At 67.1% G+C, this 21432-nt stretch carries 28 protein-coding genes and 1 pseudogene; 12 read left to right on the forward strand and 17 right to left on the reverse strand.

Going from position 1 to position 21432, the window contains the following annotated elements; genetic code table 11:
• Nucleotides 1–77: 77 nt before the first annotated feature.
• Genes Q0112_RS12110 through repC form a run of 3 tightly spaced genes read right to left on the reverse strand, consistent with a single transcriptional unit; the run spans nucleotide 78 to nucleotide 2148 of the window.
• Nucleotides 78–386 carry a hypothetical protein gene (locus Q0112_RS12110; protein WP_297975677.1) on the reverse strand — a complete coding sequence of 103 codons (309 nt, stop codon included), beginning with the start codon at nucleotides 384–386 and terminating at the stop codon, nucleotides 78–80.
• Nucleotides 383–1006 carry a hypothetical protein gene (locus Q0112_RS12115; RefSeq protein WP_297975679.1) on the reverse strand — a complete coding sequence of 208 codons (624 nt, stop codon included), beginning with the start codon at nucleotides 1004–1006 and terminating at the stop codon, nucleotides 383–385. Before Q0112_RS12115 ends, Q0112_RS12110 begins: the two co-directional genes overlap by 4 nt.
• Nucleotides 991–2148 (reverse strand): replication initiation protein RepC, encoded by a 1158-nt coding sequence (gene repC, locus Q0112_RS12120; RefSeq protein WP_297975681.1) that lies wholly within the window; start codon nucleotides 2146–2148, stop codon nucleotides 991–993. The genes Q0112_RS12115 and repC overlap by 16 nt, the downstream gene beginning before the upstream one ends.
• 75 nt (nucleotides 2149–2223) lie before the next feature.
• Between repC and Q0112_RS12125 the strand changes: the two genes are divergently transcribed.
• The 5 genes from Q0112_RS12125 (at nucleotide 2224) to Q0112_RS12145 (ending at nucleotide 4826) form a co-directional block, all read left to right on the forward strand.
• Nucleotides 2224–2922, forward strand: a complete 699-nt coding sequence (locus tag Q0112_RS12125) for a hypothetical protein (RefSeq protein ID WP_297975683.1) — start codon at nucleotides 2224–2226, stop codon at nucleotides 2920–2922.
• Between the two features lie 51 nt (nucleotides 2923–2973).
• Complete coding sequence (locus Q0112_RS12130) at nucleotides 2974–3390, forward strand: hypothetical protein (protein ID WP_297975685.1); 417 nt, start codon at nucleotides 2974–2976, stop codon at nucleotides 3388–3390.
• A gap of 223 nt (nucleotides 3391–3613) precedes the next feature.
• On the forward strand, nucleotides 3614–4156 hold the full coding sequence (locus Q0112_RS12135; protein ID WP_297975687.1) for a lytic transglycosylase domain-containing protein: 543 nt from the start codon (nucleotides 3614–3616) through the stop codon (nucleotides 4154–4156).
• Nucleotides 4153–4485 carry a TrbC/VirB2 family protein gene (locus Q0112_RS12140; protein ID WP_297975689.1) on the forward strand — a complete coding sequence of 111 codons (333 nt, stop codon included), beginning with the start codon at nucleotides 4153–4155 and terminating at the stop codon, nucleotides 4483–4485. Before Q0112_RS12135 ends, Q0112_RS12140 begins: the two co-directional genes overlap by 4 nt.
• Nucleotides 4482–4826, forward strand: a complete 345-nt coding sequence (locus Q0112_RS12145; protein WP_297975691.1) for a VirB3 family type IV secretion system protein — start codon at nucleotides 4482–4484, stop codon at nucleotides 4824–4826. The genes Q0112_RS12140 and Q0112_RS12145 overlap by 4 nt, the downstream gene beginning before the upstream one ends.
• A gap of 136 nt (nucleotides 4827–4962) precedes the next feature.
• Here the strand turns inward: Q0112_RS12145 and Q0112_RS12150 are convergent, their stop codons facing one another.
• Nucleotides 4963–6678, reverse strand: coding sequence for a relaxase/mobilization nuclease domain-containing protein (locus tag Q0112_RS12150; protein ID WP_297975692.1), 1716 nt, complete (start codon nucleotides 6676–6678; stop codon nucleotides 4963–4965).
• Nucleotides 6675–7208: a DNA mobilization endonuclease VirD1/MobC family subunit gene (locus Q0112_RS12155; RefSeq protein ID WP_297975734.1), complete on the reverse strand. Its 534-nt coding sequence runs from the start codon at nucleotides 7206–7208 to the stop codon at nucleotides 6675–6677. Before Q0112_RS12155 ends, Q0112_RS12150 begins: the two co-directional genes overlap by 4 nt.
• A 629-nt stretch (nucleotides 7209–7837) precedes the next feature.
• Here Q0112_RS12155 and Q0112_RS12160 point away from each other — a divergent pair.
• Both Q0112_RS12160 and Q0112_RS12165 read left to right on the forward strand, forming a co-directional pair.
• Complete coding sequence (locus Q0112_RS12160; protein ID WP_297975694.1) at nucleotides 7838–8530, forward strand: AAA family ATPase; 693 nt, start codon at nucleotides 7838–7840, stop codon at nucleotides 8528–8530.
• Between the two features lie 2 nt (nucleotides 8531–8532).
• The gene (locus Q0112_RS12165; protein ID WP_297975696.1) at nucleotides 8533–9153 is read left to right on the forward strand and encodes a VirC2 family conjugal transfer protein; all 621 of its coding nucleotides are present in this window, start codon (nucleotides 8533–8535) and stop codon (nucleotides 9151–9153) included.
• A 101-nt stretch (nucleotides 9154–9254) separates the two neighbouring features.
• On the opposite strand, the gene Q0112_RS19465 is transcribed toward Q0112_RS12165, so the two are convergent.
• From Q0112_RS19465 to Q0112_RS12195, 6 genes are all read right to left on the reverse strand, one after another.
• Nucleotides 9255–9590: a zincin-like metallopeptidase domain-containing protein gene (locus Q0112_RS19465; RefSeq protein WP_324562035.1), complete on the reverse strand. Its 336-nt coding sequence runs from the start codon at nucleotides 9588–9590 to the stop codon at nucleotides 9255–9257.
• Nucleotides 9591–9889: 299 nt separating this feature from the next.
• Nucleotides 9890–11212 (reverse strand): DUF4942 domain-containing protein, encoded by a 1323-nt coding sequence (locus Q0112_RS12175; protein WP_297975698.1) that lies wholly within the window; start codon nucleotides 11210–11212, stop codon nucleotides 9890–9892.
• 14 nt (nucleotides 11213–11226) lie between these two features.
• Entirely contained in the window at nucleotides 11227–11493 is a 267-nt protein-coding gene (locus tag Q0112_RS12180) for a hypothetical protein (protein ID WP_297975701.1), read from the reverse strand.
• 476 nt (nucleotides 11494–11969) lie between these two features.
• Entirely contained in the window at nucleotides 11970–12164 is a 195-nt protein-coding gene (locus tag Q0112_RS12185; RefSeq protein WP_297975704.1) for a hypothetical protein, read from the reverse strand.
• 3 nt (nucleotides 12165–12167) lie between these two features.
• Nucleotides 12168–12521, reverse strand: a complete 354-nt coding sequence (locus Q0112_RS12190) for a hypothetical protein (protein WP_297975707.1) — start codon at nucleotides 12519–12521, stop codon at nucleotides 12168–12170.
• Between the two features lie 63 nt (nucleotides 12522–12584).
• Nucleotides 12585–12794, reverse strand: coding sequence for a hypothetical protein (locus Q0112_RS12195; protein WP_297975708.1), 210 nt, complete (start codon nucleotides 12792–12794; stop codon nucleotides 12585–12587).
• A gap of 528 nt (nucleotides 12795–13322) precedes the next feature.
• Between Q0112_RS12195 and Q0112_RS12200 the strand changes: the two genes are divergently transcribed.
• Complete coding sequence (locus tag Q0112_RS12200; protein ID WP_297975711.1) at nucleotides 13323–14255, forward strand: SOS response-associated peptidase; 933 nt, start codon at nucleotides 13323–13325, stop codon at nucleotides 14253–14255.
• A 6-nt stretch (nucleotides 14256–14261) separates the two neighbouring features.
• Here the strand turns inward: Q0112_RS12200 and Q0112_RS12205 are convergent, their stop codons facing one another.
• The 5 genes from Q0112_RS12205 to Q0112_RS12225 all read right to left on the reverse strand — a co-directional run bounded on the left by Q0112_RS12205 (nucleotide 14262) and on the right by Q0112_RS12225 (nucleotide 16032).
• Nucleotides 14262–14582, reverse strand: coding sequence for a type II toxin-antitoxin system RelE/ParE family toxin (locus Q0112_RS12205; RefSeq protein WP_297975714.1), 321 nt, complete (start codon nucleotides 14580–14582; stop codon nucleotides 14262–14264).
• The gene (locus Q0112_RS12210; RefSeq protein WP_297975716.1) at nucleotides 14582–14827 is read right to left on the reverse strand and encodes a type II toxin-antitoxin system ParD family antitoxin; all 246 of its coding nucleotides are present in this window, start codon (nucleotides 14825–14827) and stop codon (nucleotides 14582–14584) included. The genes Q0112_RS12205 and Q0112_RS12210 overlap by 1 nt, the downstream gene beginning before the upstream one ends.
• 241 nt (nucleotides 14828–15068) lie before the next feature.
• Nucleotides 15069–15377, reverse strand: a complete 309-nt coding sequence (locus Q0112_RS12215) for a type II toxin-antitoxin system RelE/ParE family toxin (protein ID WP_297975718.1) — start codon at nucleotides 15375–15377, stop codon at nucleotides 15069–15071.
• A complete protein-coding gene (locus Q0112_RS12220) occupies nucleotides 15374–15775 on the reverse strand; it encodes a DUF87 domain-containing protein (RefSeq protein ID WP_297975720.1) in 402 nt (133 codons plus the stop codon). Before Q0112_RS12220 ends, Q0112_RS12215 begins: the two co-directional genes overlap by 4 nt.
• A complete protein-coding gene (locus tag Q0112_RS12225) occupies nucleotides 15772–16032 on the reverse strand; it encodes a CopG family transcriptional regulator (RefSeq protein ID WP_297975722.1) in 261 nt (86 codons plus the stop codon). The genes Q0112_RS12220 and Q0112_RS12225 overlap by 4 nt, the downstream gene beginning before the upstream one ends.
• A 313-nt stretch (nucleotides 16033–16345) precedes the next feature.
• Between Q0112_RS12225 and Q0112_RS12230 the strand changes: the two are divergent.
• A pseudogene (locus tag Q0112_RS12230) lies at nucleotides 16346–16561 on the forward strand (type I restriction-modification system subunit M N-terminal domain-containing protein); the annotation flags it as partial.
• Nucleotides 16562–16980: 419 nt separating this feature from the next.
• Here the strand turns inward: Q0112_RS12230 and Q0112_RS12235 are convergent.
• Nucleotides 16981–18789, reverse strand: a complete 1809-nt coding sequence (locus Q0112_RS12235) for a ParB/RepB/Spo0J family partition protein (protein ID WP_297975724.1) — start codon at nucleotides 18787–18789, stop codon at nucleotides 16981–16983.
• Nucleotides 18790–19497: 708 nt separating this feature from the next.
• On the opposite strand from Q0112_RS12235, the gene Q0112_RS12240 reads away from it, so the two are divergent.
• The 3 genes from Q0112_RS12240 to Q0112_RS12250 all read left to right on the forward strand — a co-directional run bounded on the left by Q0112_RS12240 (nucleotide 19498) and on the right by Q0112_RS12250 (nucleotide 21297).
• Complete coding sequence (locus Q0112_RS12240; RefSeq protein WP_297975726.1) at nucleotides 19498–20553, forward strand: replication initiator protein A; 1056 nt, start codon at nucleotides 19498–19500, stop codon at nucleotides 20551–20553.
• A gap of 67 nt (nucleotides 20554–20620) precedes the next feature.
• Complete coding sequence (locus Q0112_RS12245; protein WP_297975728.1) at nucleotides 20621–20971, forward strand: type II toxin-antitoxin system RelE/ParE family toxin; 351 nt, start codon at nucleotides 20621–20623, stop codon at nucleotides 20969–20971.
• A complete protein-coding gene (locus Q0112_RS12250) occupies nucleotides 20968–21297 on the forward strand; it encodes a helix-turn-helix domain-containing protein (RefSeq protein ID WP_297975731.1) in 330 nt (109 codons plus the stop codon). Before Q0112_RS12245 ends, Q0112_RS12250 begins: the two co-directional genes overlap by 4 nt.
• Nucleotides 21298–21432: the final 135 nt, after the last annotated feature.

Here is a 21432-nt window from a genome sequence, read left to right on the forward strand (position 1 = left end):
CCCGGACGCAGTCTCCAGCTGTAGTGGAGTCGCAGCGAACGGCCGCTGTCCGCCCATCCTGTCGGTCACCGCAACCTTCAAGGCCGTTCTGGTCCACGACTGTCAGAGCGGATTCTTGCGTCGTCCCCGAACCAGAGCATCCACCGCGCCATGATTTCGTTGACCTCCTTCGTGGCGCTCTCGTGCTCCCGGCCGAGGCAGTTCAGATACTCCTGCATCGCCAAGAGGTAGGCCTGATACTCCTCGTTCAGGAAGTCGCGGAACTCCCGATCATCGGCCGGTGGTTTGACTTCCTCCGGAGGGACCGGCCGCAGACAGGCCTCCTGGGCAGCGGCCGAGCTTGCCGCCCCTAAGGTGAGTCCCAGCGCCAGAAGCCATCGGTTCACGGGGCGCCGTCGAGCGTGATCGTCGGCTGCTCCTCGATCTCCATCAGCTCCGCGGGGGCGAGGGTCAGTGAAAACCCGGTGTCGGGGTTGGAGAGGAAGACCGGCGACACGTAGGGCTCGCTGCCCGCGCCGGTCGGGATAGTGATCTGGAAGCGATAGGCCACGCGCTCGGCCGCGACCGGCGCCCCCAGGAACCAGTACCCCGGCCGGCCCATGAAGAGCGGCGGCGTGTACTCGGCGTCGGGATAGCAGGCCGGGGTGGCGAAGGTGTAGTCGGCGGCCTCGTCGAATCCCATCGGGGCCGGCTCGGGGCAGATCCAGCCAGCGCGAGACTGACGAGGCGGTCGAGCGAATGCGACCTCGGCGGCGTCATAGGCCGAGCCGTCGCTCATCGTGCAGGTGGCGAAGGGCGGCTCGGGTGGTCGGTCAGTGATGCGGTCGATCATATAGTCGTAGGCGTCGCTGCAGGTCCCCGACGGCTCGCTCGGAAAACCCGCCGCCATGCACAGGATGACCGCGCAGTCGATATCGTGGTCCGCGGCCGAGGGCATGGGGGCAAGGCCAATCGCTCCTCCGAGCGCGGCGGCGGCGGTGCAGCCAAGGGTCATGTGGCGAGACATGATGAACTCCTCCAAGTCTGGGGGTGGAACGGTGCGGTGGGGGTGGGGCAGGGGCCGTGGACGCCCCTACGCCGATGCAGGAGGCCGAAGAGGTTTCGGCTCAGGCGAAGCGGCCCCGTCTCGGCGCGGGTTGCCATCGCCCGTACCCACGCTGCCGGACTGCGGATGTTGCCTTGGCGTCCGACGCTGTCGGCGTCCGCGAGCAGCACCAGAACCGCGGCGCCAGTGCGGCCGAGCGCGGCTTGCGTCTCGGCCCACATCGCGTCGGTGACGCCGATCTCGGCGGCGCGCTCGTAGGCCGCGGCTACCATGCCCGACCAGCTCACGGCGCCACCGCTCGTTTCGATGCGGATCCGCCAGTCGAACGGCAGGACCGCCGCCAGCATGTCGAGGGTGATGTGACGAAGTGCGTCGGCTCCGCCGCCCGCCTGATCTCTCGGAGCCCTACAAACAGGATTCTCATCCTTCTCTGTGGTGTAGGGTCGGACGATCTCGTCGTCCCGGTCGGAAAGAAGGATCCGACCGGCGGCGCGCTCATCGTCGGCGTTTGCCGCCAGCCTGGCCGCTGCCTCGAGTCGGCCGACCAACGCGGCCAGCTCGTGCAGCGGGAGACCGCGATGCCGCCTCGGACACGCGTCGAGTACTGCAGCCGCCGCTCGCGGTGCAGCGTCGTTGTCGATCGCGACGATGGCGCGCAGCTGGCGCTTCAGCTCGGAAACCCGCGCCGCCAGGCGTCGCCGCTCATCGAGTTCGGCCTCCGCTTCGAGCGCGGCGCGCTCGATGGCGGCGACGGCTGCGAGCATCGGCGAGAAGTCGATGCCCTGCAGGACGACGATGCGGCCGCGGCGACGCTGGATCATCCGACGACCTCCGCCAGCGGAACGGTCGACCACCAGGCCGTAGGCCTCGAGACGCCGGATGTGGCTGCGGATGGTGCGCGCGTCGCAGCCGCGCTCATCCGCGAGATCCTGTACCCGCGCTGGCGAGATCGGTCGATCGGCGTCCCCGGGGACGTGACGCAACAGCGCGTGGCCGGTGACGAGAACCGCGTCCGGCAGGCCGTGGGCGACAGCGGCCACGCGCAAAACGCGGTGGAGCTCCCCCTGGGGGAGTCGGGGTTCGATGGACTGCTCTTTCTCCATTCCTGACCTCCGGTCGGGAGGTGCGAGGCGTCCGACAGGGCAAATCCTCCTCGTTCGCCGGAGGGCGGTTTTTCCTTGCCTGCTGTGGACCGGGTCGCTAGCCTGCAAGGTGACAGGCTTTCAGAGCTAGCGACCCTCGGTGGACCTCGTTCCTCCGAGGGTTTCTTTTTCCGGGTCGAGGCCTTGGGCGGTTTATCGCCGTTTGAGCAGCGTTGCCCCTTCGCTCAACCCTTGGCTGTTAACCTCTCCTTCATCTTGTGGTTAGCGTGCGGCGCCACCACGACCGCTGGCCCAGCCCTGAGGCGGAATCCAACGCGTCGCCGCAGCGACTCGACCTTGGCGCGGAAACGCCACCTGCACCAGAGGAAAGTCATCATTTCGAAAATTACAGATTTTCGAGGATTTACACTGGTCGAATCAGACGATTATCGTCACGCTTGGAATGCAACGGTTTTTCGCCTACGGCTTCTCGATCACCAATCGAGAGCCAGACGAATGGATAACAGGCAACAGCTCGTATCGAACTATGTCCGGTCGTTTGTGCACAATGATGGAGGCTCTCTGCGCTTCGTCCCAAAGCGGGACGAAAAAGGCAGACCTTATTGGGAGGTGTTTGGCGTCTACGCAGACGGATCGGAGCAGCAGATCAAGCTTTCCGGAACAGGCCTGCCAAAGTTACTCAAATCGGCCGAAGCGGTCATTGCCTACTGGCAATCGATCTACCCAGAGGCGACCGAAGTTACAATTCCAATACTTCCGAACGGCGACAAGTAGGCCAAACGCGAGTTTCAGTCCTAATCCGCTTATCCACAGGGGGATGGGGTGGTGAGCGGGCGTTTTGCGGACCCGCGAGTCGTCGATCTCTCTGAGGCGACGGTCGAGCTCCGCGCTCGGCGTAGAATCTTGCGCGATCAACGCCGGAAAGACTTCGCGCGGAAGTTGCGGCGTCTGCCTGTTGCACGGTCAGCACTTTGGGTCGTCGCGTTCTATGCCGCGCTGACGGCTTGCACCGCATTGTGGTGGCACTGGGACCAGGTCGGCCTGCCACGACTGCTGATGGGCACGGCGCTGCTCCTCGCCGTGCTGCTCGCGACCGGGCGCGAGGTCGTCTGGGCGCATCCGACCTGGATGCTGCTGATTCCGGCGGCAATCATCGTGGCGGCGTTCTTCTGGTATCCGCTGGCGCCGACCGCGGCCGTCTTGGGGCTCGTCTTCATCGCCAACATGCTGTGGTTCGGATGATGAAGGCGCGGCAGTTGTTCATCGGCTTCGGCACGTCGCTTCTCATGGTAGGGGGGCCGGTCTTCGCCGATGTTTGGGAGTTCGACAGACAGGGGAAGGTCCTCGTCTCGCCGGATACGTACCGGGCCGATAATGTCTATTATGTGAAAACGTTTCCGGTGAACCCGCTACACCGGCGGTCGGACTATCCACCAGGAACGTCACTCGGGCCATTTACGAACCGATGGCCGAGGGTGTCGCCGAGGTCTATGCGGCCGATCCCGCGGTCGCTAGCGCCGGCCTCGAAGAGGAAGATTTCGTCCGGCTCTTCGTCGCGCTGATCGACCAGGAGTCGCGGTTCAACCCGGCCGCCGTGTCGCCGAAAGGCGCGCGCGGGCTCGGCCAGCTGATGCCGGAGACGGCCGCACTCCTCGGCGTCGACGCTGGCGAGCCGATGGCGAACCTGCACGGTGCCGCGCGCTACCTGACCGCGCAGCTCGCCGAGTTCGGCCGGGTCGACCTGGCACTCGCCGCCTACAACGCCGGGCCGCAGCGGGTCGAGCAGTTCCACGGCATCCCGCCGTATCGCGAGACCCGCGATTACGTCGCGAAGATCACCGCCGCGGCCGCGCTCGCCAGCGGCGCGCCGGCGGTCGCGGACATCCCGAGCCCGGCCGTCGGCCGAGCCTTCATCTCTCCCGCAACCCCCGCGCTCGAAACCGACGTCGTCGAGCCGGTCTCTCTCGCAGCCCCCGCACAAGGAACCGTGCTCGAATGGAAAAGATGATCGCGACCACGCGCCGGATGATCGGCGTGCCGCTCCCTTCGGTCATGCCGGGCGTCCGGCTCGTCTGGCTGCTGCTCGGCCTCTTCGCCGTCGCCGTCGTTATCGGCGGCCCGGCAGCGGCGCAGGACCTCTCGCCGATCGACACCTTCTTCGCGACCCTCGGCGCGGCGCTGACCGGCACCACCGGCCGCGCGATCGGCCTCGTCGCGCTCGCCGCCGTCGGCGTGATGTTCCTGTTCGGCCGAATGAACATGGGCTTCGCCGTCTCGATCTGCGTCGGCCTGGTCATCCTCTTCGGCGCCGCGACCATCCTCGGCGGCTTCGCGTGAGCTTTTCCGCGCCCTGCTTCCAGGCACTGACCAGGCCCGTCTCGATGATGGGTCTGCCGCTCACCTACGTCGTCATCCTCGCGATGACGACGATGGGCGGCTTCATCGCCACGCTCAGCTTCGTCTACCTCGTGGCCTCGGCGATCATCGGCTACGCCGCCCTCCGGGCGCTCGCCGCCTGGGACCCGCGGATCTTCGACGTGATCCTGACGAGCCTGCGGCGGACGCCGCTGCCGGCGGCCTGGCTGCGCGGCAAGGCGAACGCCACCCCCGCCCCGATCAGCGCGGCGGTCGTCGGCAGCCCGTCCCAACGCGCCGCCGCCGGCAGCGCCCTGAAGTAGGTCGCGAGATCGATCTCGCGGAGGTCGCCGCCGAGCCGCCAGGTGACGACCGCGCCAGCGGCGAGCAAGCCAGGCAGAATGCCGACCATCAGCCCCACGCCGCCGCCGAGCAGGATGTCCTGTCCGCGCCGCGTCATCACCGGCTCCGATCGTCGTCGTCGCGCTCGCGGCGCCGGCCCGGACGCTCGTGCCTGCCGCGCACTTCGGGCGTGTCGTCACCACGGCCGGCCGGCGGAGTGGCGCGCCCTTCCCCACTGCGCGCCTGCCCCCATCCACCAGCAGCGTCCCGCGTCGAACCGAACTCCGGCGCGCCGCGCGGGTCATCGCGCTCTATCCCACGCACCCGCTCGGCCGCCTCCCGGTAGATCGTGCCGGCGCGGCTGTGGAAGTCGGCAAGCTGCGCCGTCGCCTCGTCGACCCGCTCGGCCGGCTGACCCCGCGCCGCGCGATCTGCCGCCCGCTCGGCAAGTTCCTCCGCGCGGAAGTCGCGCCCGAGCCCCATCGACACCGTCTCCGCCGCGAAGCGCGCCACCGTCGCTTCCGGTTGCAATCCGAAGCGCTCGGCCAGCCGTGCCACATCCCGGTCCGCCTCCGCCTTGATCGCCACCGCTCGCGCGTCGCCGGCCGGCATCGCCAGGCCGCGGTAGTCCGCGTGGAGCGCCTCGGCCCGGTAGCCCTGCAGCCCCATGTCGTCGCGGATGAACGGCGCTGCCTCCGCCTTCAGACTGGCCAGCTCGCGCAGGAACTCCGCCCGCTTCGCCGGATTTTCCACCGACCACACGTCGGCCTCAAGTTCGACGAAGTTCTGCCGCACCTCGGCCTGTAGCTGCTCGATCGTCTCCGCCATCCGCATGGCCTCCTCTGGTGTCAGTCTCGGTGCCGCCTCGCGGTCCGCCACGAGCGCCTGGCCTGCAAGGATCGTCGCCGCGGCGGCTTCCAGCTGTTCGGCGAACGCTGGCGCCTGTCCGGCGATCGACGTCGCCGCGCCCTGATAGTCGCGGGCATAGTCAAGGATCTCCGCCGCCGTGACGATCGCGGACGCCTCGCTATGCGCTGGCGCCACCGCCTCCCGCCCTTCGGCCCGCGCCCTTCGATACTCCGCATCCGGCACCGGCCGGTCATGCACGCCGCGCGACAGCCGCGTCGTGCCGGTCAGCGCGATCCCCTCGCGCGCCGCCACCGCGACCTGCACCTCGCGCAGTCGGTCGAAGGTAATCTCCCCCCGCGATGACACTCGCAGCCACTGCCCCTCGTCGAGCCCGCGACGGCCGACGACGACATGGATATGCGGATAGGCGGTATCCTTGTGGAAGGCGGTGTAATAGTCCCAGCGGTCGCCATAGGCGCCGCTGTCGAACAGCGCCGCCGCCCAGGCCCGCCCTGCCCGCTCCGCCGCGTCCGGATCGGTCCCCTGCGGAAAGCTGACCACGAAGTGCGAGGTCCGCTCGGCCCCGCCCCGCTCGACATCCGGCAACCCCCAGGCCGCCGCGATCTGCGCGGCATCGCCGACCCCGAGCTCGGTGCCGAAGGTGCTCTCCGACGACACCAGCGGCACATCGCCCTTCCGGCTCAGATAGTCCATCTGCGCCCGCAGCCCGCGGCTCGTCGCCGTTCCGCCCGAGCCGATCAGCTTGACGAGCGCCTGCGGGTTCGGCGACAGCGCCCCGCCGATCGCCGCCCGCCGTCGCCCTCCCGTCCGCCGGGCTTCGCCATAGGTCAGACGGCGCTCGGCGCCGCCCCGGCCAAGCTCGAGATGCGCCCAGTCCTCCCCCATCACCGCGTCGACCGCAGAGACCCAGGCCGGCGCCTGAGCGCCGCGCCGCAAGAGCTCGGGAACCGACGGCACGCTCATTGTGGCCCCCCCGCCCCCTCCGGTCCGGCGGCCGCCGTCAGCCGAGCCAGGCCGTCCTCGCGCCGCGCGCCAAGCTCGAGGATCCGCTGCAACGCGCCTCGGGTCTCGATCAGGATCCGGCCGAGTTCGGCCCGCTGCGCCATGAACGCCCGGTAGTCCGGGTCGTGTGTCCGGTTGGCAGAATGCGCGATCTGGTTGATGTTCGTCGCCACGCCGGCGAGCTGCCGGTTGATCGCCCGCAGCGCCTCGACCGTCTCGCCGTCGACCTCCAGGAAGCCGCCGATCCGCCGGGCGGCGATCCTCAAGGCGCGGTTCCGGTTGAGGCCGAGGCCCTCGATCTGGGCGTCGAGCTCGGCGAGTTCGGCCTCGGTCAACCGCACCGAGATCGTCCGATCGGCGCGCGGCTCCTTCTTTGCCGCATCCGGATCCTGCCATTTGCCGCGGATCATCCGGCGATCCTGCCAGCCGGAGGCGTCGCCACCGGCTGCGGCGCTCTTGCTCGATCGGCCAGTGGCCTTGGGTTGGGTCATCGGCAAATGTTCTACATTTATATATATCCTGCCACGTACTTAACCCAACCCTCTCACTCTTTTCAACCCCTTCTCCACTCCAGATCTCGCCACTTGCACCAAAGGTCCCGAGGGATCGCCTCGGGATTGACCGGCGCGCCTTAGCCGTTGGGAGCGCCCTCCAGGGCCGGGTTCGGGTCAGCCGGCCTCCACCCACTAGACGTCCAAACAGGCGGCTCAGCGGGCCGCTGTGGCGCTCTCTGCACCTTTCGCCCCGGCCCGCCCGCGACCCCAACCGGGCAAGCACGGCAAGGATCTGCCGCAGTGACGTACAGCGGTATCCGCGCTCATACGCTTCGTCGTTTTTCGATTTTTGCGATTGTGTCGTTCTGAGGTTTTGACGTTTTGGCGTAAAGGCGCTTTCCCGGTTTGCGGATATCAGGCATTCAGACGTTCTGCCGTTCTTCAGTGTTTCCCGCTTATGTCGCCTTTACGCAACGGCGTGTAGACGCTTCAACGCTGTGCCGCATCCGCGCATTGACGCGGAGAGGCTATCGTAGTTAAGGCGTATCAGTGGCTATGCCGTTTGGGCGTTTTGCCGCTTCACCGTGATGCCGCATTGCGGTTCGAAAAGTGGTGGAAGGGACCGAATGAAGCTGATCAGTTTCGTGTCGTTGAAAGGAGGGGCCGGCAAGACGACGGCGCTGAGCGCCCTCTGCTCGGCCCTCCTGGCTCGCGGCCGCAAGGTTGCCCTTCTCGAGGGCGACGAGAACGCCCCGATCTCGCAGTGGCGCAGCTACGCCAAAGCCGCCGGGAGATGGGACGACACCTGTCAGATCTACTTCGCGGCCGATCTCGACAGCTTTGAGAAGGCGGTCGTGGAAGCCGAAAAACAGGGGGTCGAGTTCATGCTCGCTGACACCCACGGTGGCGGGTCCGAAATCAACAGCATCGTCGTCGCGAACTCGGCGCTGGTCATCGTCCCCACGGCGATCACGACATACGACATCGACGAGGCGGTCAACACGATGGAGTTCGTCCACGACCAGATCGAGGAGGAGGGGACCAACACGCTCATAGCGTTGCTGGTCACAAAGCTCCCCCACACGCCGAACAAGTCCCGACAGATCGAGATCGATCGGCTGGAAGTGTTTCCCATGCTAGCCACCAAGCTGCGGGATCGCGATGCCTACGCCAGTATGAAGAGGGACGGCATGCTCCACCTGACCGTCCGCGCAAAGGAGGCGGATCCGGCGAGCCGCATTTCGGCAAAGCACTTCAAGATTGCCATGGCCGAAGCCGACGAGCTGGCTACAGACGTACTTGTGGCTCTGGAGGAATAGCAATGGCGGGAATCGTCAAACCGAGAAAGAGCTACGACGAGCAGCGGCGCGAGTTCAATGTGAAGCGCGGGCTGCCTTATCCCCCAGAGACCGGGGCGCCCGAGGAGCCTGCTGCAGTGCCTCCACCGGCTGCTCCGGAAACCCAAGCCGAAAAGAAGACGCGGCCTCAGCCCGCCGCACGGAAACCTCGCCCTCCGAGGTTGACGCCGACGGCGCCAGCGGCGGACGGAAAGGAAGCTGTTCTGGTGAAGCTGCGCGTTCCGGCTCCAAAGCCGGGCGCCTTTCCGCTGTTCGACCAGGCCGCGGCATCCATGGGAGAGAAGCGCGCATTGCAGCGGCTGCTCTCTCGTTCGCTTTCCGACTTGGCCGATGCGGTCGAGCGGGGCGAGAGGATCAGTCCTGCGACCTATCCCACCGGAAAGGTCAGCCTCAATACCACCAAGATGCTGAGCCCTAGGCTCTATGCTGCCGCCAAGACGGCTCTCGACCCTTTGGATCTGGAAACTCCCGGCGGATTGGGACGCGCTATCAGCATGGCCGCGCTGGTCCGATACCTCGAGGGAGGCATACGGGTATCGGCCAGACATGCACCGACCTTGCCCGCCGCGAACGAAGAAGACTGAGGGGCTCTTCCCGGCCTTGGGTCAGCGCCGGAGGCGCTGCGCTGGTTGGGCAATCTCTGGATTGCCCAACCAGCCAAATTTCTTGGTAGGGCAGGGGGCCGCTATGCGGCCGCCTCCTTCTCGTTGTCACCGGCCAGCGCCAGCAGCAGGTCCGCCGCCTTCTGCCCCTCGGCCGCGGCACGGAAGATCGCCCGCTTGTCTTCCTTCAGCGCCTTGAGCCAGCTTTCGACATAGGCAGCGCTCTGCTCGAAGTCCGGGGTGAGGCCGAGCCGGATCCGCCGATCGTGGATCTCGAGGGTGTCGCCGTCGATCACACTGGCGACCCCGATGATCTCGGTGTCGCGGCGCAACGCCTCGGTCGCGCTCGCCGGCACGCCGATCGTCAGCAAGGCGCCGAGCGTCACCACCGCCTGCGCCGCGAACCCGATGATGCGCACTGCCGCTCCCTCGCCCTTCTGCTTTCCGACGATCCTCGCCGGCGATCCCTAACAAGCGGTGCGTGCGACCTGAGCAGACCCCGGGCGGCGGCGAGCGGGCCGAAGGCCCGTCGAGCCGCCGCCCGCCGGCAAAGCGCCTCGATCGCCATCGGCGATCTCCGCAGCCCGCGCGCCAGGTCTCCCAGCGGCATCGCGGGTGGCGATGTCGAGGCCGGGGGGCCGTCTGCCCCCCGGCACCCCCCGAGGATATTTAGACGACGAAAATGGGGCAGGGGAGGGATCCCGCCCCGAGGGCGAGCTTAGCCGGGATCGGCGGGGCGGCGCAGGGTCAGGATGCAGGTGTTGACGTTGGTGCCGCTCTCGCTGAACGCGCCGACCGGCAGGTCTTCCCAGGAGCCGCTCAGGAGGCCGTGGTCGTAGCGCGCCGTCGCCGGCAGGATCGCGGTCAGGACGCCGTTCGGGTGCAGATAGCGGAGCGCGTGCTCGACGTGGCGGACGTAGTGGGTGCCGTAGAAAGGCGGGTTCATCAGGACGCGGTCATAATCCCCGGTTGGCACCGTCTCCAGGAAGTTGGCGCGCTGGACGGCATGGCCCTTCTCCCGGCACTGTGCGGCCCGGGCGCCGTCGACCTCGATGCCGAACGGCTTGGCGCCGGCATCGCGCAGGGCGTCGAGCAGCCGGCCGCAGCCGCACGAGGGTTCGAGGACGCGCTCGCCTGCGATACGGCCGAGGCCGTCGACGATCCGCCGCGCCAGCGGGGCAGGGGTCGGGTAGTATTGCAGGTCCCGCGCTACCGCCGTTCCGGCCCGCGGTCGCCCGGGCGCCTCCTCCTCGATGTCGGGCAGGACGTCGCCATACCACTCGGCCAGCGCCCGGTTGATGTCGCGGAGCGTCGGCTCCTCGAAGAACAGATGACCGTTGCCGTTGGCGAAGCGCCGCAGGCGCACGCCCCGCGCCTCGGTGCGGAACGGCTCGCCGTAGCCGGGCCGGATCTCCTTGCCGGCGAGACAGGCCTCGCCATCGTCGAGGAGGGCGCGGAGCTCCGGCCAGGTCACGAGCGGCAGGCGCTGATACGCAGCGAGGGCGTTCAGCACGTCGCGGAGCCGGTCGGTCCCCCAAGTCCCATAGTCGCCGACGGATTGCAGGATCACCCGCTTCGGCAGGCCGGAGACGCCGACCTTCACCCTGGAGTGCGAGCGATAGGCGGGGTCGAGCCCGCAGAACACTTCGGCGAGGCCGCGGAGGATGTGGTGGCGCGGGTTCAGGAGATAGTCGCCGAACTGCTCGCGGATCTCCGTCAGCGTGAAGGCCGGCGGCTTCTCCAGCAGCTGCTCGAAGCGCCGCTTGTCTGTGGCCGGCGCGATCTCCGCGACGGCGAGGCCCTCGTAGACGTGGCGCCACGCGGATTTCAGGAGCGCGGCTTCCATCGCCCACGGCGCCGGGCCGGAGCTGTCGCGGAGCAGGGGCCCGCCGTAGGCGGTCCCGATGCTGGCGGCCGCGGAGAGCTCCGCGACCGATCGGCCGTAGGCGGCGAGCGCCTCGGGGATGCCAGCGCGCTTGGCGTCGTACTCCTCGACGATGTCGGAGAGGCGGCGGCGCAGGGCAGGGGCGTGCATGTTCATAGCTGCGCCCTCCCTCAATGACACGGCCGCTTGCCGAAATGCTCCCACTGGTCGCAGGAGCCGAGGTCGTCGATGATCTCGGCCTCCCGACCGAAGCGGGCCTTGTAGGCGGCGAGGAAGGTCTGGGCGTCCTCGTCCTCCTCGAGCCCGAGGTGGTCGCCGCGCCGGTAGCTGTAGGGGGTGATGTCGGCCTCGGTGAGCCCGACCGCCGCGAGCTCGTCCGGCGTGACGATCAGCCAACCATGGTAGGAGCTGGCGAGGAAGGTGAAATGCGTCCGCATGGGATCCGGTCTCCTTCGTGGTGGAGCGGTCGGGGTCTCTGCCCTCGATCCGCCGTTCGGGCGGAGCCGTCCCGGTCTGCCGACCCTGAAATGCGCGCCCCGCATTTCCGGGGAAGGCAGAGCGGGGAGGGCGACTGCCCGACCCGCGGCCGGGCGGGCGCGGGTCAACCGGGCGGAGACGCCCTGGCGCGGCCCGCAGCCGGAGGCGAGGACACGGGGGCGTCGGAGCTGGCGACGTCAGTCGCCGCTTGCCGGTTGACGCGCGGTCGCCCGGATGCTGGGCGGACGTCATGGATGGCAAAGTCGTCAGGGCGGGGGTGAGCGGGCCCCGGCCCGTCGATCCCCCGGCCTGTCCGCAGATCATCACGATCGCCGGCGGCGATCTCCGCTGCCCGGGAACGGAAGCCGCCGGCGCGCGGCCTGAGGAATCGAGAAATCAGGAAACGAGGCTCCCGCGTCAGCGGAAGCCCGCGGCGTCACAGCCGGTACTCGCGGACCAGCTCCTGCTCGCAGTGGTGGAATTCCAGCATCTGCCGGAAGAAGACATGGCGCTCGGCACGGAGCGCGCGCCCGCACCGCGCGGTCGCCGAGAGCAGGCGCCGGGCCGCCCGGATTACCTCACGGTCGGTCGACCACACCGGCACGCCGAGGCGGCAGTAGGTGCCGAACATCGCTCAGCCCTCCACCTGGCCGGCGATGCGCCATTCCCGCGCGCAGCGCACCGCCGTCCGGATCGCCCGGCGGAAGGTGGCCCGGGCCCAGGGCTCGCGGCGATGCTTCTGGTGCCAGTAGGGCAGGTTGCTCATCTCGTCGGCGTGCTTCTGCCGCCAACCCATCTGACGGATCAGGCTTTTCCGCAGGTGGCTCGTCCAGCCCCGGCCGTCGTTGCGGGCGCGGGTGAGGCTCCACTCCTCGCCGTTGTGGACGAAGCGGCGGGTGAAGCAGGGAAAGCCGCCGTGGCCCTCCCGGAACGCCCGGGCGTCATGCCGGATCGAATGATGAAAAGCTTTCCATTCCGCGCGTTGCATCGCGATCTCCATCTATCGGATTGGGAAGGACGGGAGGCGCTCGCCCCCCGCCCGCGGGTCCGGTCAGTCGACCGGGTGGCCCGCCTCGATCGCGTCGGCGCAGGCGTTGCAGTGCCCGTGGTCCGGCATGCCGCGGAAGGGAGCGCCACAGCGCGCGCAGATGCGCTCGACTCCGTGCGCCTGCAGAAACCGGACGTAGCCGATCTCCCCGTCCTCGTAGTCCTCGAAGAGCTCGATCTCGTCGTCCTCGAAGTCGTCGTCATCGTTGGCCATCGGCCGGTCTCCTTCGTGGTGGCGCGGCCGGGGTCTCTTGCCCTTCGGTCCGCTTTGGGCGGAGCCGTCCCGGTCTGCCGACCGGAAATGCACCCCGCATTTCCCGGGTGGGCAGAGCGGGGAGGGCGACTGCCCGACCCGCGGCCGGGCGGGCGCGGGTCAACCGGGCGGAGACGCCCCGTGGCGCGGCCCGCAGCCGGAGGCGAGGACACGGGTGGGGCGGCGGAGCCGGCGGCCCTGGCCGCCGCTTGCCGGTTGACGCGCGCTCGCCCGGATGCTGGGCGGACGTGAGGGATGGCGAAGTCGTCAGGGCGGGGGTGAGCGGGCTTCGGCCCGTCGATCCCCCGGCCTGGCCGAAGATCACCGTGATCGCCGACGGCGATCCCTCACGCGACAGCGCGCTTGCGCGACGGGTCGATCAGGAACATTTAGGGAACATGCCCGCGCCCCCGAGGACTCATGACTCGCCGAAGCACGCCCCAGAGACGGATCGACGACGAGGCATTTCCGGTGCGGGTCAAGCTATTGGTGCCCGAGGGTGGTTTCGAGCGGCAGTTCGACGACCTCTACCGCTGGCTCGATCAGGAGGTCGGGCGCGGGGAGTATGCCTTCCATGCCGCGAGCGCGCTCGGGATCTCGCGGGACGCGGTCGCGGTCTACTTCCGGGCGCCGGAGACCGCGCACCGGTTCGTCGCGTGCTTCCCGGACCTGCTGCTGGCGGACGGCACCGACTCCGTGGTCTACACCTCCCCCTATCTGCCCTTCGGCCGGCCCCAGGACGAGAAGTCGCCCATGTGCAATCTTTATTCGATGACCCGCTCGCAGGAGGCGATGCGCCGGCTCTTCGCCGGCCTCGAGGACCGTGCCGGCAACATGCCGCCGCTGCCGGGCATCTACCCGGACTATCCGGCGCCAATCATCCGCAACGCCGGTGAGGGCAGGGAGCTCGTCATGGCGCGCTGGGGAATGCCGACCCCGCCGCAGTACCTCGCGGGGAAGAAGGTCGACCGCGGGGTGACGAACATCCGGCAGACGAGCTCGTCGCACTGGCGGCCCTGGCTCGGGCCCGAGCACCGCTGCCTCGTGCCCTTCACCAGCTTCGCCGAGAACGAGACACTGGCGGACGGCTCGCGGCCGCCGGTGTGGTTCGCCTTCGACGAGGGCCGCCCGCTCGCTTTCTTCGCTGGCCTCTGGGCGACCTGGACCAGCACGCGGAAGGTGAAGGAGGGCCCGGTGACGGCGGATCTCTTCGGCTTCCTGACCACGACGCCGAACGCCGAGGTCCGCACCGTCCATCCAAAGGCGATGCCGGCGATCCTGACCGAGCCGGCCGAATGGGAAACCTGGCTCTCGGCGCCGTGGAGCGAGGCGAAGGCGCTGCAGCGGCCGCTGCCGGACGGCGCCCTGCGGATCGTGCTGCGCGGGGAGAAGGAGGACACCGTCGCGCCGGCGACCCTGTGAGGAGGCCTACTCCTCCGGCGGCGTGCCCGCGCTGAAGAACGTGTCGATGTCGCGGTGGCCCTCCAGGACGTTGACGACCTCAAGCACGTCGTCGCGGTAGCGAAAGAAGATCACGTAGTTTCCGAAGGCGAAGCTGCGGAGGTCGGACCGCAGCTCGGGGCGGGTGCGGCCGAGCGTGCCGGGCAGCGAGGCCAGCCTGGCGCACTGGCCCTGAAGCCGTTCGGTGAAGGCCAAGCCGATCGCCGCGCTGCCGCTCTCGCGGGCGACGTACTCGAGGATCGACAGGAGATCGCGCTCCGCGGCCGCGAGGTAGACGAGGCGGCGCACTACAACCCTTCGCTCGCGAGCGCCTGCGCCTTCGCCGACAGGGCGGCGCTCACCTCCTCCTGGCTCCGCGCCCCGCCCTCGGCAATCGAGGCCTCGATCGTCTGGCGCAGGGCCGCCAGCTTCGCCTCGCGCTCCTCGACCAGGCGGAGGCCCTCGCGCACCACCTCGCTCGCCGAGCCATAGCGGCCGTCCTGCACGACTCCCTCGACGAACTCTTCCCAGCGTTTCCCGATCGACACGTTCATCGCCAGCCTCCTATGCGAAGCCGCCTATAACACATATGGGGCATAAACTGCTATCCCCCGCTCGCGACCGGATCGGAGAAAACCAAAGAAATCCATCATACAAGGCTGGAATCCCGCGGATTCCTGCTCTAGGATTCCTGTGCGGTACAGCCGGGGACGGCGATGACCGCCGACGGAAATGAGGCAGCCTGTTCCTCCCGCGAGGAGGGCAGGCTGTCTTCATTTCGGGGTCCCGCTCATGCTACCGCGGCCATTCCTCGTCGGGCCAGTCGCGGGCGGTGTGGATCACCTGGAGGATCGAGACGATCTCGCGGTCTCCGCGCCGCGTCAGCGCGTAGGCGACGATGTAGCGTAACCCCGTTACCGACTTCTCGTAGGTTCCTGCGACCCGGCCTGGCCGGCCAGTTGCCATTTCGCCGAGCGCGTCGCCGGTGGCGCGCAAGCGATCGGCGACGCGCTGCGCCGCAGCCGGGTTGTCGGCAGCGATGTAGGCAATCTGGGACTTCAGATCGTCGAGGGCGTCCCGGGACCACTCCACCGCTCGCGTCACGGCGCCTCGCTCCCGGCAGGGAAGAACTCTCCCGCCACGCGGACGCCCGCCGGCAACCGTGTCGCCGCGAGGGCGGCGCCAGCCTCTGCTGGCAGCTCGACATCGGCCCGGTCGCCGCCGATCACGGGGACGGGGAAGCCCGGCCCGCCGTCGGCGCCGGCGCGGAGCCCCCACCAGACGTCTGTTGGATCGAGCACGACGACCTGACGGCCGGCCTCGAGCAGACCTTCAACGGCGCCGCGGGCGGCGTAGCTCTTGCCGCTGCCGGTGCGCCCGACGATCGCGACATGCTGCTCGAGGGTGCCTATCGGGATCGGCGCGCCGGGATCGGCCGCCTTTGCTTCGGGGGCGTTCCCCGGGCGTACCGGAGCCTTCCGCGGCCGTTTGGTGAGCGTCACGCCTTGCCGCTCTTCGCAGTGTCGATCACGGCTTGGATCTCGGCCATCGCGGCGTCGTGGGGGATGACGCGGCCCGCTTCGACGTCGGCAAGGCCGCGCTGCACGCCATCGATGATCGCGAGCTCGCGCTCGACGTAGGCCGCGACCGCCTCGGCCGCGAGGAAGGACTTGCTGCGTCGGGTGTCGGCGGCGAGCCTCTCCAGCTTGCGCTTCGTCTCGGAAGCGATCCGGATTGTCATGGTGGCGGACGTCGGCATGGTGGCCTCTGTGCTGGGATGTACACATGCTAGCACAACGGTTTCATCGAAGCGAGCCTTGGGGCTCACCCCGGTTGTCGTCGATACGTCGCACAGTCGCGATGCAACGGCGCTATTATTAGAAGAATCAACATCTTGATAAAGAACATTGGCGTGCCAGAAAAGCACTTGCCAGCCCAACCATCCCAACCCGAAATACCCCGCTCCCAGTTGCCACGGTGCACCGTGCCTGCTCTACCGGGACAAATATCTCGGGAGCAGTGCCTTGAACCAACAAGCCTTGTCCGCCTTCCTCTGGAGTGTCGCCGATCTGTTGCGGGGTGACTACAAGCAGTCGGACTATGGCAAGGTGATCCTCCCGCTCACGGTGCTGCGTCGGATCGATTGCGTGCTGGCACCGACAAAAGAGGCGGTGCTCGAGGAGCTGGCGCTGCGGAACGCCCAAGGCATGCCGGCCGATCCGTTCCTGCGGAAGAGGTCCGGGCAGTCGTTCTACAACGCCTCGAGTCTCGATCTGAAAACGCTCATGGGCGATCAGGACAACATCGCTGCGAACCTGCGCGCCTATGTCCTCGGCTTGGCCGATGCGAGGACAACAGGCGGTGCGAAGCGTGGCGAAACGCCGCCAGCGTTCAGAGCGCCTCGCCTTACTGGAGCCGGCCTCGTGGGTCGACCCGCCAACCGTCCCCGGTACGCTCGATGCTGGCGTCAGCGCCATGCCGATCAACGAAATGACGATCCCCTCGGCCTTGCGGCGAGCATGGAAGTCGGCGGCCTTATGGCCGGAGGGGCGGCGGCACATGACGCCGGCCCTCCGGGCGCAGCTCGGGCAGGCGACGGCGAGAACGGGATGCGACCAGGCGGTGAAGTCGATCATCGGCGGCGCGCTCCTCGGAGCCATGGGGCAGGGGGAGCGGCCGGCGAGATTTGTCCCGCCGGCCGCCATGCTCAGAACATCTCGGGCGGCAGCCATGCCGCCACACGGGCGCGCTGCTCCGCCGGCATCTCGGTCTCAGGCTGGAACAGGGTTTCGAGACGGGCGCACTTCTCGCCCTTCTTCGCCTTGGCGAAGGTCCGGGCCTCGGTGCCGTCGGCCTCGATGCCGCGCAGCTCGCACCACAGCGCGTCGAGATAGCCGCCCGGCGCCCGCTTGAAGAAGTTCTCGGTGGTTGGGGTCCAGACCGCCCGCGGCTCGACCTTCGCGAGCTTGTCGAAGACCGGCGCGAGCATGTCGTTGCCGTAGTCGGACGGGTCGAGCAGGCGGGCCAGCCCCAGCGTCAGGACCTCTCGGACATGCTCGGCCCCGCGCTTGCGGAAGGCCCGGAACGCCTTGGCGAGATCGGTGGCGTTGCTCCGCCCGGCCTCGGTGTCGAGCAGGCGCGGGTCGGGCGCATAGCCGGTCTCCGTGGTCGGGGTCACGTTGACCGCATAGCGGTGCAGGGAGAAGGCCCGTCCGACGTTCGACTGCAGGTGGAAGGCGAGCAGGTCGAGCAACAGGTCAGGCTGCTGCAGCGCGGCATGCTGACGGGCACCGCGGCGGACCGCCCGCAGATCTTGCTTCAACGCCTCGGAGAGCCGCGGAGCGCCGTCCCGGGCCGCCTCCGTGGCTTCGTCGGCCTCGGCCACCAGAGCACGCTCGATGATCCCGGCCTCGGCCGCTGCGGACTGGTCGGCCGGCAGCACCACGGCGTGGGTGGCGCGAAGCTCGCCGCCGTAGTCGAGGTAGAGGACAACGCCGGCATGTTGCTTCTGCTCGGGGGTATGGTCCCCGTCGAGGATGGCGGTCAGCCGGTCCAGCTCTTCAGCCTCCGCCGGGTCGAGATCGCCGCCCTCGGCGCGGAGGACGAGTTCGTCGTGCCGCGCGGTCTCCTCCTCGGTCAGCGCCCCCTCGGCGGGGTAGAGGGTGATGGCGTCGAGCTGGTCGGAGATCCTCCATGCCGAACTGTCGGTGCTGGTCTGCACCCACTTCCAGCCGTCGCGCGCGCGGGTTTCCTCGGCAAGCTCGGTGAACCGCGCCGCGAAGCAGGCGTCGAGGATGTCGACGTCGTCGAGATAGACCTCGCCGCCGAAGAGATCGGTGGAGATCCTTCCACCTGCTTCCCGGTAAGCCGGGACACCAACGAAGCGGGCGCGGCGGTCGGTGTCGCGCACCGCCCCGGCCTTCAACAGCCGCTTGATGCTCTCTTCGGAATAGCGTCCGGGATGCCCGCCGATCTGCGCGAGGGCCTCCTCGATCCGCACCGGGTCGTCGCAGAGGACGAAGACTGCCGCCTCGGTCAGGCCGATCCTGTCGGCGCGGAGCGCGGCCAGAACCGGCTCGGGAAGCCCGGCCAGTCGCAGCCGCCGCTTCACATGGGCCTTGGTGACGCCGAAGGCGATGGCGATCGCCGCCTCGCCGACGCCCTTCTCGCGGAGCATGGCATATTCGTGGATTTCGTCGGCCGGGTGCAGCGCCGACCGCAGGCTGTTCTCGGCAGCCGCCCACACCGCCGCGGTGGCCTCGTCGTCGGCGAGCTTGACGGGCACCGTCGCGAAACGCGTGTCGTCCTGCAGCTGCGCGAGAGCTCGAAGCCGCCGGCCGCCGGCGATGACGCCGACCTTGCCGCCATCGCCCCGGAGGCCTGCGAGGTTCTGGATCAGGCCGAGCTCGCGGATGTTCGCTGCGAGCGCGTCGATCTCGGCCTGCGACGGGTCGAGCCTCGGATTCAGGGGGTGGATGTAGAGGTCCGCAAACGACACCTGTTCGACAACCATCATGGCCGGTCTCCTTCGTGGTGGAGCGGCCGGGGTCTTCTGCCCTTCGGTCCGCTGTTGGGCGGAGCCGTCCCGGTCTGCCGACCGGAAATGCACCCCGCATTTCCGGGGAAGGCAGAGCGGGGAGGGCGACTGCCCGACCCGCGGCCGGGCGGGCGCGGGTCAACCGGGCGGAGACGCCTTGGCGCGGCCCGCAGCCGAAGGCGAGGACACGGGGCGGCGGAGCCGGCGGCCTTGGCCGCCGCTTGCCGGTTGACGCGCGGTCGTTCGGATGCTGGGCGGACATCATTCATGGCAAAGTCGTCAGGTCGGGGTGAGCGGGCGTTAGCCAGTCGATCCCCGATCCTGTCCAGCTCTACTGTTATCCACAGAATCGCAGAGTTGGCCCTTAGTTAATTTAGTTAATGTCTTGTTAGAGTAGTTACGCAGGGATTTCCACATCGCCTAAGGCACTGGAAACACTTCATGATCTCGCTCAATGCCCCTTGCGTTGGTTCCCAGAGGGGCGAATCCTGGTTCCCAGAGGGGCGATTCTTAAGTTCCCGGACGGGCGATTCTTGGTTCCTAGAGGGGTGAAGATATTGAACGCGTGACCAGGACGTGCGCGGTTCCTAGAGGGGCGAACCGTGTGGTCGCTGTGGAGGGATTGCAGGGGTTCCTAGAAGGGCAAATCTGGGTTCCCAAAGGGGCGAATCCGAGCTAGAGAGGTGCATGGGAACTCTGCTGCCTAATCGTCATCCGAACCGAGATTTTTTTATCCTCGACGTGGCGGATGCCGCTCCGAAGGATGACTTGGCGTCGATGGAGCATCCCGTCTTCTCTCTTTCTGTTAAGCCGGACATGCGGGAGCTTGAGTACGAGCACAACGGTCGCCGTCTGAGAGTTGTTCCGAGTGGCAAAGGCTTGGCCACTATCATGGATAAAGACATCCTACTGTATTGTATAAGTAAGATGGTGCATCAGAAGAATTCTGGCGAAGAGATTACGCCTTGGGTTGCAATGAGCGCCCATGAAGTTATGGTAGCAACTAATTGGAGAACGAACGATGCGAGCTATCATCGATTTGAAGATGCGCTGATTAGGCTAAAGGGAACGGTACTTCTGACTGATATATCGACAGATGGGCATACGCAAACTCGCGGCTTTGGTCTTATCGATGAGTTCGAAATTAACAGGAGGAACGCAAAGGGTGAGTTATCGCCGTTTGGGCGGCTTACGCAGATACGCGTCAAAGTCTCGGATTGGACTTATCGTGCAGTCCAAGGAATGGAAGTCCTTACAATTAGTCCATTGTATTTTCGTTTGCGACGACCTCTGGAGCGTCGAATTTACGAGTTGGCTAGAAAGCATGTTGGAGACCAATCGCATCCGTTCATTATAAATATGTCAGTTCTTCAGAAGAAAGTAGGGAGTAATTCGCCTGAGAAGAAGTTCAGGTTCTTTCTTAAGCAGATTGCTTTAGACGGCCACATTCCGGATTATGATCTAAGTATTGATGAGCCTAAGGTGATATTTACCAAGCGGGCAAATGTCCGTGCGCGTCGTTTACCTTTTAAACAACACCAAGGTGATCTATTCGACACAGAGCTTCGAATTTCTCCAGACGCTTTCGACAAAGCGCGTAAACTGGCGCCGGGTTATGATGCGCATGCTCTGTATCATGAATGGTTGGCCTTTGCGGAGAAGCAGGACGAAAAGCCACGCAACGCCACTGCGGCTTTCCTTGGATTCTGTAAGCGCCGCCACTCTTCGGCGCCCTTGGGATAGGAGGCCGTTCGGTTTGTACTGCGGCTCCCTTCCTCTTGACATCTGTTGTCAAATATGACAACAGTATATGCCGATGCGTGATACCCGACCCGTAAGTTGGATCAAGGCCGCCCGGAAAGATTTCGACGACTTCCCTCAGGGGGCGCAGCTCCAAATGGCTAGGGCGCTGACGATTCTGGCCGAAGGGCAGATGCCGGATATCGCCAAACCCCTGACGGGCTTCGGCTCTGGGGTGATGGAGCTGGCGCTGAAGCACCGGGGCGATGCCTACCGGGTCGTGTACGCGCTGCAAATCGACGAAGATATCTGGGTCCTGCACGCCTTCCAGAAGAAGTCGAAGGCGGGGATCAAGACGCCGAAGGCCGAAATCGACCTGATCCACGAGCGGCTGAAGCGGCTGAAAGAGAGGTTGCGATGAGCGAGGAGGATTTCGAGGTGATCCGGGGCAGCGGCAATGTGTTCCGCGACATCGGTAATGCCAACGCCGATCGAGAGCAGCTCCGCGCCCTGCTGGCCGCGCGCATTGTCGGTGTTCTCGATGATCGCAAGCTGACGGTGCGTGGGGCTCACGAAGAGACTGGCATCGCCGCCGCCGATTTTTCTCGCATCCGCCAGGCGAAGCTCGACCGTTTCACCATCGACCGTCTGATGGCCATTCTGTCGGGTCTTGGGCAGGAGGTCGAAGTGACGGTCAATGTGCATCCGCGCAAAGCAGGACGTACTCCAATGGAACTGCGGCCATGACGCACGGCGAGTGAGAAGTGCTCGGCCACGCTCAGGCTACGACACCGCGGGATACCGGAGGAATGTTGCAAGCGGCCCTTAGCCGCCATTCGAGCCGAGGCGGGATCCACGCCCGCAGCAACTGAAAAGCGGTCA

Source organism: uncultured Amaricoccus sp. (assembly GCF_937858865.1).
In the GTDB taxonomy this organism is placed as follows: Bacteria; Pseudomonadota; Alphaproteobacteria; order Rhodobacterales; family Rhodobacteraceae; genus Amaricoccus.

Excerpts from the sequence above, each read along its gene's own strand:
- Q0112_RS12245 (WP_297975728.1), top strand. The coding sequence starts at position 20,621 with ATGCCGATGCGTGATACCCGACCCGTAAGTTGGATCAAGGCCGCCCGG.
- Q0112_RS12155 (WP_297975734.1), bottom strand. The coding sequence starts at position 7,208 with ATGACCCAACCCAAGGCCACTGGCCGATCGAGCAAGAGCGCCGCAGCC.
- Q0112_RS12135 (WP_297975687.1), top strand. The coding sequence starts at position 3,614 with ATGGCCGAGGGTGTCGCCGAGGTCTATGCGGCCGATCCCGCGGTCGCT.
- Q0112_RS12180 (WP_297975701.1), bottom strand. The coding sequence starts at position 11,493 with ATGCGGACGCATTTCACCTTCCTCGCCAGCTCCTACCATGGTTGGCTG.
- Q0112_RS12185 (WP_297975704.1), bottom strand. The coding sequence starts at position 12,164 with ATGTTCGGCACCTACTGCCGCCTCGGCGTGCCGGTGTGGTCGACCGAC.
- Q0112_RS12160 (WP_297975694.1), top strand. The coding sequence starts at position 7,838 with ATGAAGCTGATCAGTTTCGTGTCGTTGAAAGGAGGGGCCGGCAAGACG.
- Q0112_RS12250 (WP_297975731.1), top strand. The coding sequence starts at position 20,968 with ATGAGCGAGGAGGATTTCGAGGTGATCCGGGGCAGCGGCAATGTGTTC.
- Q0112_RS12175 (WP_297975698.1), bottom strand. The coding sequence starts at position 11,212 with ATGAACATGCACGCCCCTGCCCTGCGCCGCCGCCTCTCCGACATCGTC.
- Q0112_RS12115 (WP_297975679.1), bottom strand. The coding sequence starts at position 1,006 with ATGTCTCGCCACATGACCCTTGGCTGCACCGCCGCCGCCGCGCTCGGA.
- repC (WP_297975681.1), bottom strand. The coding sequence starts at position 2,148 with ATGGAGAAAGAGCAGTCCATCGAACCCCGACTCCCCCAGGGGGAGCTC.
- Q0112_RS12140 (WP_297975689.1), top strand. The coding sequence starts at position 4,153 with ATGATCGCGACCACGCGCCGGATGATCGGCGTGCCGCTCCCTTCGGTC.
- Q0112_RS12235 (WP_297975724.1), bottom strand. The coding sequence starts at position 18,789 with ATGATGGTTGTCGAACAGGTGTCGTTTGCGGACCTCTACATCCACCCC.
- Q0112_RS12165 (WP_297975696.1), top strand. The coding sequence starts at position 8,533 with ATGGCGGGAATCGTCAAACCGAGAAAGAGCTACGACGAGCAGCGGCGC.
- Q0112_RS12240 (WP_297975726.1), top strand. The coding sequence starts at position 19,498 with ATGGGAACTCTGCTGCCTAATCGTCATCCGAACCGAGATTTTTTTATC.
- Q0112_RS12195 (WP_297975708.1), bottom strand. The coding sequence starts at position 12,794 with ATGGCCAACGATGACGACGACTTCGAGGACGACGAGATCGAGCTCTTC.
- Q0112_RS12210 (WP_297975716.1), bottom strand. The coding sequence starts at position 14,827 with ATGAACGTGTCGATCGGGAAACGCTGGGAAGAGTTCGTCGAGGGAGTC.
- Q0112_RS12190 (WP_297975707.1), bottom strand. The coding sequence starts at position 12,521 with ATGCAACGCGCGGAATGGAAAGCTTTTCATCATTCGATCCGGCATGAC.
- Q0112_RS12225 (WP_297975722.1), bottom strand. The coding sequence starts at position 16,032 with ATGCCGACGTCCGCCACCATGACAATCCGGATCGCTTCCGAGACGAAG.
- Q0112_RS12150 (WP_297975692.1), bottom strand. The coding sequence starts at position 6,678 with ATGAGCGTGCCGTCGGTTCCCGAGCTCTTGCGGCGCGGCGCTCAGGCG.